Below are 11,987 nucleotides of genomic sequence, written 5' to 3'. Positions count from 1 at the left end.
CGTGCAGGGCGTCCGACTCAGATGCCGGACAGCTCGCCGGCGACCTGCTGGTCGGTCGTGGTGATGGTGGTAGACCCGTCACGGAGCGCGGCCGCCACGTCGCGGGTGCCGGCCACCCCCTTCGTCATCTCCGCGTCGAACGCCTCGGCGGATCCGGTGAACGACCGAGCCGCGGCGCGCGACACCTCGTCGGATCCCGCGGGCGCGGTACGCAGGTCGTCGCCGTGGGCGGCGATCGTGCGCTCGAGTTCGGCGGCGATGGCCTCGAGTCGGCTCACGGCCTTCTGCAGATGGGCGGGGTCGACAGCGATGTCGCTCATGGTCGGTTCTCCTCCTGTGGCGGGTCGGTCAGGTGTCGAGCTCGTCGGGGCTGTCCCAGATGGACTGCGCGGTGGTGGGTTCCACCCCACCGAGCACCGACGGCGCGGCCGTGGGGCTCTCCCCGACCACCTCGTCGGTGTGCCGGGCGTCGACCGATGTCTCGCGGTCGGCGGTGTGACTCGTCGAACTCGAGGCCGAGGCCCCCGCGCCGGCTGCACCCATGGGCATCCCGGCGGGACCGACGGTCCCGGTGGTCGTGGCCCCGCGGGTGACCACCTCGTCCTGCGAGGACGATCCCGCCCGCGACGAGGAGGGTGCGACCGGCGCGTCGGCCGGTCGGGTGGTGAGCGGTGCGTTGCCCGCCCCACCGCCGAGACCGCCGATCCCCCCGACGCCCCCGACTCCGCCACCGGCACCTCCACCACCGGCAGCGCCGGCCGCCCGGGCGGCGGCAGCGCCGTCGGAGCGGGCCGCGAGGGTGTCCGCACCCGCGGCGACCCGGCCGAGCGACGAGGCGCGTCCGAGTCCACCACCCAGGCCCGCACCCCCGACCGCGCCCATGATCGACTGCACCGGGCTGGTCACCGCCTGCACCGCGGACGACGCCATACCGGGCACGGCGGCCGCGGCCTGGGGCGCCGCGGTGATGGGGATCGGGTGACCGGAGATCGTCATGGTGGCGGTGTGCGCGGTCAGCTCCGCGCGGGTCTCCGCGACGACGGCGAGCCCCTCGCTGAGGTGCGCGGTGGCGGAGGCGATGATCCCGGCCTGCCCGATCGGGGTGATCGCCGCCGGGATGAGCGGGGCCAGCGACGCCGCGAAGCTCGCGATGACTCCCTGGAGCATTGCCACGCCCTTCGCGACAGTCGCTGTGGCCGTCGCGACGATGCGCGAGATGTCCCCGCTCTGGCCGCCGGTCTCGACGTTGTTGACGTTGGCCTGGGCGCCGGTCGCCATCGCCGCGGATCCACCGGCGCCCGCCCAGAACGGCGTCACCGCGGACATGGCCTGCGACAGCACACCGAAGACGCTCTCGAACGCCTTCTGCAGACCGTCGAAGAGCTGCGTCGGGTCGAACGGGGCGCTCGCCATGGTGCCGGACCCGAATCCCGACAGCAGGTCGGTCAACGGCTTGAAGAGCGACGCGAGGTCGATGGTGGGCAGCGGCGGCATGGCCGGCAGCGGTGGCATCGACGGCATGGCAGGCAGCGGCGGCAGGCCGAGATGCTTGGTGAGGATGTCGCTCACCGGCATGTGGAGGAGCGGCGCGACGCTGCTGCTCTCCAGCATGTCCATGACGCTGGGGCCGTGTCCGGGTGCCGGCGCGTGGCCCGCACCCTCGGTCACAGCGGTGCGCTCGCCGAGTTCAGGGCCTGACGCGTGTCGCCGTCGGTGCCCTGGTAGTTCTCGGCGGCGGCGAACGCCGACGCCGCGCTCCCCTGGTGCACGGCGACCAGGGCGGCCGTCGAGACGGCGTTCGCGAACTGCGCGCCGCCGAAGCTCGCGAGGAAGTCCTGGCCGATCAACCCGAACACGGGCACCATCACGGCGACGTTCGCCGCGAGGTCCATCGCGCTCGCGCTGTCGATCGCCGCGCCGACCGCCGACACGGTGGTGCCGTAGGTGCGGATCGCGTCGGGTTCGACGGACAGGTTCGTCATGATGGTGGACTCCCAGGTCTGTTCTCGGACGCCGGACGCATGTCCGGCGAGCGGATTCGGTGGCAGCCTATCCGACTACGGACAGGTGTTCCACACGATCTTTAGGGATCTTCATCATCTCCCACGATCGCTCACCTCGTTGGACGCGGGAAACCCTCGATCGGTTCCACCCGACTTCGACGGCGTCGGTGGCGGGGCCCTGTGGACAACCCCCGGACACCCTGCGACCGCACGCGTGTCCGGTGCCATCATGACTGCGTGCGCCGCTACATCGACCCCGACGACCTCGACGACGACCCGTGGGACGACGAGGTCGCCCCACCCGCGTCGGATGACGCGGGAGACGACGCGCAGCCGGCCGAGGGCGATGTGGCGCTGCCCACAGTCGGCCGCGCGGCGACACCGACCGGTTCGGTGGAGGTCCGGACGACGATGCAGGGGTTGCCGACCGCGATCCACATCGAACCCTCGGAGATGGACCGCTCTGCCACCCGGCTCTCCCGGACGATCCTCCTGCTGTGCCGGCAGGCGGGGGCCCGGGCCGGCGCCGCGCATCGCGCCGCACTCCTGGCGCAGGGCCATCCCCTCGAGGCGGTGTCCTACCTGCGACTGCCCTCCGAGCGTGATGCCGCGGCCGTCGACCGTGAGGTCGACGACTTCTTCGACGACGAGGAGCCGAGCACATGGATGAGGCGGGCATGAGCGAGCAGCAGTTCCCGCCGCGGGCCCCCTTGCCCGACACGCCCCCGATGCCGCCGTCGTTCCCGATCACGTTCGACGACATCGAGGCGAGTGCCCGGCGCGCCCTCGACCGCCTGCAGACGACGTCGGAGAGCATCGCCGCGATCCGGGTCGAGCACAGTGACCCCGACGACCTGGTGACGGTCGTCGTCGACGGCGCCGGGGCGATGGTCGACCTCCGGATCGCCGAGGCCGCGATGTCGACGCCCCCGCAGGCACTCGGACAGCTCGTCGTCGACACCGCGACCGCGGCAGCCGGTCGGGCGTTCGCCGAGCTGGGCGGACACATCACCGCGCTCACCGCCGCGGCCGCCGAGGACCCCGGACCGCAGGGAGTGCTCGACCGTCACCGCACCGGCCCGGACGACACCGACTGACGCGGCGACGGCGGCTGCTCACCTGATCGCCGCGAGCACCTTCTTGGTGAGGTCGGCGCGACACACGACGAGGTCGGGGAGATAGACGTCGGCGTTGTTGTACTCCAGCGGTGACCCGTCGACCCGGCTGCACCAGAGGCCGGCAGCCCGCGCGACGGCGATCGGTGCGGCCGAGTCCCACTCGTACTGGCCGCCGGAGTGGACGTAGACGTCCGCCTCGCCGCGGACGACGGCCATCGTCTTCGCGCCGGCGGAACCGAGCTGCACCACCTCGCCGTCGACGGCGGAGGCGACCCGCTCGGCGAGCGGTTGCGGGCGCGAGGCGCTGACCACCACGCGGGGCGTCGACGACGGGCGGTCCGGCAGCAACCCGACGACGGGCGCGACCGACGACTCGTCGGTGGTGTACGTGACGCCGAGATCCGGCAGGGCCACGGCGCCGGCCACGAGACCGGAGCCGTTGTGCCACAGGGCGACGTGGACAGCCCAGTCCGCCCGGCCGGGCATGCTGAACTCCCGCGTGCCGTCGAGCGGGTCGATGATCCACACCCGGTCGGCGGCGAGGCGCCTGCGGTCGTCGGCGCTCTCCTCGGACAGCACCGCGTCGTCGGGGCGTTCCTCGCGAACCCGCGAGACCAGCAGGTCGTTCGCCTGTTCGTCCCCCGCGGCGCCGAGTTCCTTTCCCGACAACCCACTGTCGGCGCGGAGTCGGACCAGCAGTTCCCCGGCGGCGGTGGCGAGTTCGCCGGCGAGGCGCGCGTCAGCGGTCACCGAGACACCCGGTCACAGGCCCAGGTCACGGATGATCGCGTCGGCGACGTCGCCGGGGGTCCCGTCGTCCGGGGTGACGACGAGATCGGCGCGCTCGGGCCGTTCGTAGGGTGAGTCGATGCCGGTGAAGTTCGCGACCTCGCCCCGACGCGCACGGGCGTAGAGGCCCTTGGGATCTCGACGTTCACATTCCTCCAGCGGCGTGTCGACGAAGACCTCGTGGAAGGTCAACCCGCTCGCGTCGTGGATGTCGCGAGCGCGTTGACGCTCCGCGGCGAACGGACTGATCAACGACACTATGGCAATCGCGCCGGAATCGGAGAACAACGCGGCGACCTCGCCGGTACGTCGGATGTTCTCGCGCCGGTCGGCGTCGCCGAAGCCGAGGTCGGAGTTCAGCCCGTGCCGGAGGTTGTCGCCGTCCATCAGGTACGCGGGACGCCCGGCGGCCACCAGTCGACGCTCGAGCTCGACGGCGATCGAGCTCTTGCCCGACCCCGACAACCCGGTGAGCCAGATGGTCGCACCCTGATGGGGACGCTGCTCGCGACCGACCTTCGACCCGTGCCAGACGATGTTCGCGTCGTGGTTCACGGGCCCGGTGATCATCCCGGCGCCGACGGTCTGGTTCGTGGCCTCGTCGACGAGGATGAAGCTGCCGGTGTCCCGGTTTCGGCGGTAGGCGTCGAACATGAGCGGCTGCTGCGCGTGCAGCGTGACGCGCCCGATCTCGTTGAGCGTCAGGGTCGTCGCGGCCTCGTCGCGGTGGAGGGTGTTGACGTCGAGCCGGTATTCGACCGCGGTGACCTGCGCACGTGACTGCGTCGTCGTCGAGGCGATGACATAGCGGTTGCCCTCGGCGAGCGTGGTCGCGTCGGAGAACCAGCAGACCATCGCGTCGATGTCGCGACCGACCCACGGCCGGTTGTTGGGACGGGCGATCATCTCGCCGCGCGTGATGTCGATCTCGTCGGTCAGCGACATCGACACGGCCATCGGTGGGAACGCCTCCGCGACGGGGGCCCCGCCCGGGCCCCAGATCTCCGCGATCTGTGAGGTGAAGCCGCCGGGCAGGACGACGACGTCGTCGCCGGGACGGAACACACCACCCGCGACGCTGCCGGCGTAGCTGCGGTGGTCGGAGCCGTCGGCGCGCTGCGGCCGGATGACGTACTGGACGGGCAGGCGTGCGTCGATGAGGTTGCGATCGGAGGCGATGTGCACCTCCTCGAGGTGGTGCAGCAGCGGGCTGCCCTGGTACCAGGGCATGTTCGTCGACCGGTCGACGATGTTGTCGCCCAGCAGCGCCGACACCGGGACGAACGTCAGGTCGGTCACGTTCAGCTTCGACGCGAACGAGGCGAACTCGGCACGGATCCGGTCGAACCGTTCCTGCGAGAAGTCGACGAGGTCCATCTTGTTCACCGCCAGGGTGAGGTGCGGGATGCCCAGCAGCGACGAGAGGAACGCGTGCCGTCGGGTCTGCTCGAGCACACCCTTGCGCGCGTCGATGAGCACGATCGCGAGGTCGGCGGTGGACGCGCCCGTCACCATGTTGCGGGTGTACTGGACGTGGCCGGGGGTGTCGGCGACGATGAACTTCCTTCGCGGCGTGGCGAAGTAGCGGTACGCGACGTCGATGGTGATGCCCTGTTCGCGTTCCGCGCGCAGGCCGTCGGTGAGCAGGGCGAGGTTGGCGTACTCGTCACCACGCTCGGCGCTGGTCCGCTCGATGGACTCCATCTGATCGGAGAAGATCGACTTCGAGTCGTAGAGGAGTCGACCGATCAGGGTGGACTTGCCGTCGTCGACGCTGCCGGCGGTGGCCAGACGCAACAGTTCCTTGCGGCCGAGATCGACGGTCGCGCCGGCGATGTCGTGGTCGGTGACCGTCATCAGAAGTACCCCTCCTTCTTGCGGTCCTCCATGCCGGACTCCGAGATCCGGTCGTCGGCGCGGGTCGCGCCGCGCTCGGTGAGCCGGGTGGCGGCGACCTCCTCGACGACCTGCTCGACGGTCGCCGCGGTCGAGAGCACGCACCCGGTGCAGGTGGCGTCGCCGACGGTGCGGAAGCGGACGGTCTCGGTCCGGGTCTCCTCACCCTCCTCGGGTTCGAGGAACCGTGTGCGCGCCAACAGCATCCCGTCGCGCGGGATCACCTCGCGCTCGTGGGCGTAATAGATCGTCGGCAGCTCGATGCGTTTGGAGGCGATGTACTGCCAGATGTCGAGCTCGGTCCAGTTGCTCAGCGGGAAGACCCGGATGTGTTCGCCCGGCGCGTGTCTGCCGTTGTAGAGGTTCCAGAGCTCGGGCCGTTGCGCACGCGGGTCCCAGGCGCCGAACCGGTCGCGGAAGCTGAAGACCCGCTCCTTGGCCCGCGCCTTCTCCTCGTCGCGACGCGCGCCGCCGAACACCGCGTCGAACCGGTTCTCCGTGATCCCCCGCAGGAGCGCGGTGGTCTGCAGGCGGTTGCGGCTCGCGCCCCGACCGGTCTGCTCGACCACTCGTCCGGCGTCGATGTCGTCCTGGACCGACGAGACGACGAGACGCACGCCGGTCTCGGCGACCACCCGGTCGCGGTAGTCGATCACCTCGTCGAAGTTGTGCCCGGTGTCGACGTGCATGAGCGGGAACGGCGTCGGCGCGGGCCAGAACGCCTTGCGGGCGATGTGGAACATCACCACCGAGTCCTTGCCACCGGAGAACAGCATCCCGGGGCGCTCGAACGTCGCGGCGACCTCGCGGAAGATGTGGACCGACTCCGCCTCCAGCGCGGCGAGGTGCGAGAGCTCGTAGGACGGTGCGGCGGGTGCGGTCATGCGGGCGTCCGATCTGTCGTCCGTCGACTATTCGAACCTGTCAGTCGACTATCCGACGCAACTGTAGGGTCCGGGCGCGAACACCGTCAACCGGCCATCCGGCACGACACAGGCCTCAGTCGGCCTCCGCCAGCGTCACCTGCGCTCGCTCCGCCGCCTCGCGCAACGCCCCGGCGACACCCCTGATGTCCCCCGGGGACAGCCGCGCGAACGGTTGCGCCGCCAGGGACATCGTCACAGCCTGCGGACGATCGCGCGACGCGATCGGCACCGAGATCGTCGCCACCGAGACGTCGTCGCCGGCGTCGAGTTCCTCCTCGGTGACGTCGATCGTCGCGAGCGCGGCGTAGGTGGCCGCCAGCGAGGCCGACAGCTCGTCGACGACGATGTCGCCCCCGAGCGCCTGGAGCGCCGAGTGGACGCGGACCAGGGGACGGGACAACCGGTCGACGGTGAACCCTCGCGCGCGGATGGTCGCGAGTACGGCGTCCAGGCGAGCGACCAGTTCGGGACTACGGTCGGGTACCGCTCGCATCCACTCCGCCCTGACGTCGCCGTCGGCCCAGGCCACGTACTCGCGACCGAAGGGTGCGACGACCGGAAGCGCGAGACCCGCCGAGACCTGCGGCGCGACCGAGGGCGTCGACACCGTGTCGGTCACGACGAGGAACCGGTTGCGCAACGTCGCCAGCGAGACCGGCATGTCGAGGTCGCGGCCCAGCGCGCGCAGGAGCTCGTCGAGGACGCGGCCGGGCGCCCGCCCGCGGGCGAACACCGCACCCATCCGATCGCCGAGCCCGTAGGTGGTGTCCGCCTCGTCCCGGTGCACCCAGCCGCGGTCGACGAGCGTCGCGAGGATGGCGTGGCCGGTCGCCCGCGTGATGCCCTGGGTCCGGCAGATCTGGGCGAGCGAGAACCGGCGGTCGGGCTCGACCGCGAGCATCTCCATGACGGCGACGACGCGGTCGGTCGGGGGCGACACCGATCGATCCCGTGCGCCGTCGGTGTCCATGGCCGTCGATGCTACGACGATCCTCGAATCCCACGTTCGACAATGCGAACGCGAGCGTGGACCCGCTTTACCAACCAAGCACTTGCTAGGTACTGTCCGAGGTATGTCCGAGACCCCCATCCCACCGCCTCTGACCGGCGACGACCTGACCGCGGACTCGACGCCGGTCGCGTACGAGGTCGCCGACGGGGTGGCCTACGTGACGCTGAACCGCCCCGAGTACCGCAACGCCCAGAACTCGGTGATGACGTACTCCCTCGACGCGGCGTTCGTCCGGGCGGTCGACGACGCCGCGGTGAAGGTGATCGTGCTCCGCGCGAACGGCAAGCACTTCTCGGCGGGTCACGACATCGGCACGCCCGAGCGTGACTTCCACGTGCGCTACCCCAACACCGCGTCCCTCTATTGGGACCACACCGACCGCAGCGGTGGCGATCAGCGCCTGGCCCGCGAGATCGAGGTCTACGTCGGGATGTGTCGTCGGTGGCGGGAGATCCCCAAGCCGGTGATCGCGCAGGTGCACGGCGCGTGCATCGCCGGCGGCCTCATGCTGGCCTGGATCTGCGACTTCATCGTCGCCTCCGACGACGCGTTCTTCTCGGACCCGGTGGCCCGCATGGGTATCCCGGGCGTCGAGTACTTCGCGCATGCGTTCGTCCTCGGTCCGCGTCGCGCGAAGGAACTGCTGTTCACCGGCACGCGCTTCACCGCGGCGCAGGCCGAGAGTTGGGGGATGGTCAACCACGTCGTCCCCCGCGACGAGCTGCAGTCCACGGTCGACGGCATCGCCGCGCAGATCGCCGAGATGCCGCAGCTCGGGCTGGCCCTGTGCAAGAAGGCGGTCAACATCTGCGAGGACCAGATGGGCCTGCGGACCGCCATGGACTCCGTCTTCGGGTGGCACCACTTCGCGCACAGCGCCAACGCCGAGGCCGACGGGGACTCGCTGGGCGGCATGGACGCGAAGTCCATGAAGGCCAGTGCGGGCGGGGCGTCCTGATGGACCTCACGTTCGACCCGGAGGTCGTGGCGTTTCGCACCGAGGTCCGGGAGTGGTTGCGCGACAACGTCCCCGACAAGCCGTTACCGTCGATGGACTCGAAGGACGGGTTCGAGGCCCACCGCGAGTGGGAGCGCCGCATGGCCGACGCGCGGTGGTCGGTGGTGAGCTGGCCCGCCGAGTTCGGCGGCCGCGACGTCGATCTCGTCCACTGGCTGGTGTTCGAGGAGGAGTACCACCGCAGCGGCGCACCGGGCCGCGTCAGCCAGAACGGCATCTTCCTGTTGGCGCCCACGCTGTTCGAGCACGCCCACCCCGACCAGCTCGCCGCGATCATGCCGCGGATGGCGCGCGCCGACGACATCTGGGGCCAGGCGTGGAGCGAGCCGGAGGCGGGCAGCGACCTCGCCTCCCTGCGGTCCACCGCGACCCGCGTCGACGGCGGCTGGGTGCTCAACGGTCAGAAGACGTGGAGTTCGCGGTCGAGTTTCGCCGACCGCGGGTTCGGGCTGTTCCGCTCCGACCCCGACGCGACGCGACATCGGGGTCTGACCTACTTCATGTTCGACCTGCGCGCCGACGGTGTCACCGTGCGACCGATCGACCAGCTCGACGGTGAGCCGGGTTTCGCCGAACTGTTTCTCGACGACGTCTTCGTCCCCGACGATCCCGACCGCCCCGGCGAGTCCGGGGTCATCGGCGCGGCGAACGACGGGTGGCGCATCGCGATGAGCACGGCGGCCAACGAGCGCGGCCTCTCGCTGCGATCACCCGGACGATTTCTCGCGACGACGGATCGCCTTCTCGCCCTGTGGGGACGGACCCGGGACGACGCACCCGACGGAACCGCCGATCGCGTCGTCGACGCCTGGATCGGCGCGCGGGCCTATGAGCTCTCGACCTACGCGACGGTCAGCCGGCTGCTCGACGGCGGGAAGTTGGGTATGGAGTCGTCGATCAACAAGGTGTTCTGGTCCGAGTGGGACATCGCCGCACACGAGACCGCCCTCGATCTGCTCGGCCCCGACGGCGAACTCGCCGACGGTCCGGATGCCGGCTGGCTCGACGGCTACCTGTTCTCGCTGTCCGGCCCCATCTACGCGGGCACGAACGAGATCCAGCGCAACGTGATCGGCGAACGTCTGCTGGGACTGCCCCGGGGTGACCGATGAGATTCCTGCTCGAGTCCGAGCACACCGACCTCGCGTCGAGCATCGACGCGATGTTGACCCGCACCGACGTCCCCAAGGTCGTCCGCGCGCTCGTCGACGGCGATGCGCGCCCCACCGCCGATGTGTGGTCGCGCCTGGCCGACACCGGCGTCACCGCGCTGCTCGTCGGCGAGGAGTCCGGCGGGATGGGCGCCGGCGCGATCGAGATGGTGGTGGCCGTCGAGCAGTTGGGACGCCACTGTGTGCCCGGTCCCGTGGCCGAGTCGGTCGCCGTGGTGCCCTGGCTCCTCGCCGCCGCCGGTCGCACCGACCTGCTCGATCCGGTCCTGTCCGGGCAGCCGGCGACGATCGCCCACGCCACTCTGGCCCGTCGGGCCGCCGACACCGGACTGTGCTCGACCGTGCTGGCGCTCGACGGGTCCCGTCTGACCGTCGCGACGGTCCTCGACACCCACCGTTCGGTCGACCCGGCGCGCACGGTCTCCGACGTCGCACCGGGCGACACCCTCGCGGACGGGGTCGACGCGCGACGCGCGGGCGATCTCGGCGTGTTGGCGACGGCCGCCCAGCTCCTCGGACTCGCGTCGGGGATGCTGACGCTCGCCTCCGACCACGCCCGGTCGCGCACGCAGTTCGGGCGGGCGATCGGCTCGTTCCAGGCCGTCAAGCACCACCTCGCCGACGTGGCCATCGCGATCGAGATGGCCCGACCCCTCGTCCACGGCGCTGCCCTCGCGGTCGACGCCGAGGACGCGGCCGACGCCGAGGACGCGGCCGACGCCGTGCCGACCGACGTCACCCGCGACGTGTCCGCGGCGATCGTCGCCTGCGGGCGCGCTGCGGATCTCGCGGCGCGCACGGGTCTGCAGACCCTCGGCGCGATCGGCTACACGCGAGAACACGACCTGTCGCTCTACCTGACCAAGACCCGCGCACTCCTCACCGCGTGGGGCACGCCCGCCCAGCATCGCCGTCGTGTGCTGAAGGCGATCACGCCGTGAGCGAGGCGATCAGCCCCGTCGAGTCACCGGGTGTGGACACCGACGAGCAGGCCGCCCTGCGATCGGCGGTGGCCGACGTCCTGCGACGCCACGGCGGGTCCGACCGCCTGCGCACCGCGATGGCCGCCAGCCCACGGACCGATCGGGAGCTGTGGCGCACCCTCTCCCAGCAGGTCGGGGTGGCCGGGCTGGCCATCCCCGAGCGCTTCGGCGGCGTCGGCGCGGGTCTCGCGGAGACGCACATCGTTCTCGAGGAGTTGGGGCGGGAACTCGCGGCCGTCCCGATGCTGGGGTCGGCGGTGCTCGCCGCCCAGGCCGTCCTGCTGACCCGGGACGACGAGGCCGCGCAGCGCCTCCTGCCCGGGATCGCCGAGGGCGAGACCGTCGCGTCGGTCTGTTGGGCCGACGCCGCTGGGTGGGTTCGGGGCGGTGTCGTCGCCGACGGCGGTCTGCTGACGGGCACCGCGCACTACGTCCTCGACGGCGAGTTCGCCGACGTGCTGCTCGTGGTCGCCCGCTCGGGTGAGCAGACCACCCTCCACGAGGTGGCCGCAGACGCCGACGGGGTCTCGCGCGTCGCGCTCCCCCTCATGGACCCGACGCGGGCCCTCGCGTCGGTCACCTTCGACGAGACCCCGTCGTCCGTCATCGCGGCACCTGCCGACCTCGTCGACAGCCTGCTGGCCGTCGGGGCGGTCGCCCTGTCCGCCGAGCAGGTCGGTGTGGCGGCCGGTGCCCTGCAGCGCACCGTCGCCCACACCTCCACCCGCACCCAGTTCGGGCGGCCCGTCGGCTCGTTCCAGGCGCTCAAGCACCGGATGGCCGACATGTTCGCGGCCGTCGAGACGGCGCGCTCGGTCTCGTACGACGCGGTCGACGCTCTCGTTCGCGGCACCCTCGACGTCGACGAGGCGGTCGCCGCCGCCCGGATGCTCTGTTCGGAGACGGTGACCGCGGTCGCCGGTGAGGCCGTGCAGATGCACGGCGGCATCGGCATCACGTGGGAGCACGACATCCAGTTGTTCTTCAAGCGTGCCCACGCCACCACGCTGCTCCTCAACCGGCCGTGGTCCCACGCCGCCGCGATCGAGCAGGCCGCCGGGATCTGACGG

13 protein-coding genes are annotated in these 11,987 nt (G+C 71.3%); 6 read left to right on the top strand and 7 right to left on the bottom strand.

What is annotated here, in order from left to right; genetic code table 11:
- Positions 1-17: 17 nt before the first annotated feature.
- The 3 genes from Q1A98_RS12230 to Q1A98_RS12220 are packed head-to-tail and all read right to left on the bottom strand — an operon-like array spanning position 18 to position 1,982.
- Positions 18-320 carry a PE domain-containing protein gene (locus Q1A98_RS12230; protein WP_299573713.1) on the bottom strand — a complete coding sequence of 101 codons (303 nt, stop codon included), beginning with the start codon at positions 318-320 and terminating at the stop codon, positions 18-20.
- Positions 321-348: 28 nt separating this feature from the next.
- Complete coding sequence (locus tag Q1A98_RS12225) at positions 349-1,611, bottom strand: hypothetical protein (RefSeq protein ID WP_299573710.1); 1,263 nt, start codon at positions 1,609-1,611, stop codon at positions 349-351.
- A gap of 53 nt (positions 1,612-1,664) precedes the next feature.
- Positions 1,665-1,982: a type VII secretion target gene (locus tag Q1A98_RS12220; protein WP_299573708.1), complete on the bottom strand. Its 318-nt coding sequence runs from the start codon at positions 1,980-1,982 to the stop codon at positions 1,665-1,667.
- Positions 1,983-2,240: 258 nt separating this feature from the next.
- Between Q1A98_RS12220 and Q1A98_RS12215 the strand changes: the two genes are divergently transcribed.
- Both Q1A98_RS12215 and Q1A98_RS12210 read left to right on the top strand, forming a co-directional pair.
- The gene (locus Q1A98_RS12215) at positions 2,241-2,684 is read left to right on the top strand and encodes a hypothetical protein (protein ID WP_299573706.1); all 444 of its coding nucleotides are present in this window, start codon (positions 2,241-2,243) and stop codon (positions 2,682-2,684) included.
- Positions 2,681-3,100, top strand: coding sequence for a YbaB/EbfC family nucleoid-associated protein (locus Q1A98_RS12210; RefSeq protein ID WP_299573704.1), 420 nt, complete (start codon positions 2,681-2,683; stop codon positions 3,098-3,100). The genes Q1A98_RS12215 and Q1A98_RS12210 overlap by 4 nt, the downstream gene beginning before the upstream one ends.
- Positions 3,101-3,118: 18 nt before the next feature.
- Here the strand turns inward: Q1A98_RS12210 and Q1A98_RS12205 are convergent, their stop codons facing one another.
- The 4 genes from Q1A98_RS12205 to Q1A98_RS12190 form a co-directional block, all read right to left on the bottom strand.
- Positions 3,119-3,871 carry a 3'(2'),5'-bisphosphate nucleotidase CysQ gene (locus Q1A98_RS12205; RefSeq protein WP_299573702.1) on the bottom strand — a complete coding sequence of 251 codons (753 nt, stop codon included), beginning with the start codon at positions 3,869-3,871 and terminating at the stop codon, positions 3,119-3,121.
- A gap of 12 nt (positions 3,872-3,883) precedes the next feature.
- Positions 3,884-5,767 (bottom strand): adenylyl-sulfate kinase, encoded by a 1,884-nt coding sequence (cysC, locus tag Q1A98_RS12200; protein ID WP_299573701.1) that lies wholly within the window; start codon positions 5,765-5,767, stop codon positions 3,884-3,886.
- Positions 5,767-6,690: a sulfate adenylyltransferase subunit CysD gene (gene cysD / locus Q1A98_RS12195; RefSeq protein ID WP_299573698.1), complete on the bottom strand. Its 924-nt coding sequence runs from the start codon at positions 6,688-6,690 to the stop codon at positions 5,767-5,769. Before cysD ends, cysC begins: the two co-directional genes overlap by 1 nt.
- 115 nt (positions 6,691-6,805) lie before the next feature.
- Complete coding sequence (locus Q1A98_RS12190; protein WP_299573695.1) at positions 6,806-7,702, bottom strand: helix-turn-helix domain-containing protein; 897 nt, start codon at positions 7,700-7,702, stop codon at positions 6,806-6,808.
- Positions 7,703-7,805: 103 nt separating this feature from the next.
- Between Q1A98_RS12190 and Q1A98_RS12185 the strand changes: the two genes are divergently transcribed.
- From Q1A98_RS12185 to Q1A98_RS12170, 4 genes are read left to right on the top strand one after another with little or no spacing between them, the layout of a single operon-like run.
- On the top strand, positions 7,806-8,702 hold the full coding sequence (locus Q1A98_RS12185) for an enoyl-CoA hydratase (RefSeq protein ID WP_299573692.1): 897 nt from the start codon (positions 7,806-7,808) through the stop codon (positions 8,700-8,702).
- A complete protein-coding gene (locus Q1A98_RS12180; RefSeq protein WP_299573690.1) occupies positions 8,702-9,874 on the top strand; it encodes an acyl-CoA dehydrogenase family protein in 1,173 nt (390 codons plus the stop codon). Before Q1A98_RS12185 ends, Q1A98_RS12180 begins: the two co-directional genes overlap by 1 nt.
- Positions 9,871-10,875: an acyl-CoA dehydrogenase gene (locus Q1A98_RS12175; RefSeq protein WP_299573687.1), complete on the top strand. Its 1,005-nt coding sequence runs from the start codon at positions 9,871-9,873 to the stop codon at positions 10,873-10,875. Before Q1A98_RS12180 ends, Q1A98_RS12175 begins: the two co-directional genes overlap by 4 nt.
- On the top strand, positions 10,872-11,984 hold the full coding sequence (locus Q1A98_RS12170; RefSeq protein ID WP_299573685.1) for an acyl-CoA dehydrogenase family protein: 1,113 nt from the start codon (positions 10,872-10,874) through the stop codon (positions 11,982-11,984). The genes Q1A98_RS12175 and Q1A98_RS12170 overlap by 4 nt, the downstream gene beginning before the upstream one ends.
- The last annotated feature ends 3 nt before the right edge of the window (positions 11,985-11,987 follow it).

It is taken from the genome of uncultured Williamsia sp., assembly GCF_947494875.1.
Classification (GTDB): domain Bacteria; phylum Actinomycetota; class Actinomycetes; order Mycobacteriales; family Mycobacteriaceae; genus Williamsia_A.
The sequence above is the reverse complement of the archived record's forward strand: the minus strand, read 5'-3'. Positions and strand labels throughout refer to the sequence as shown.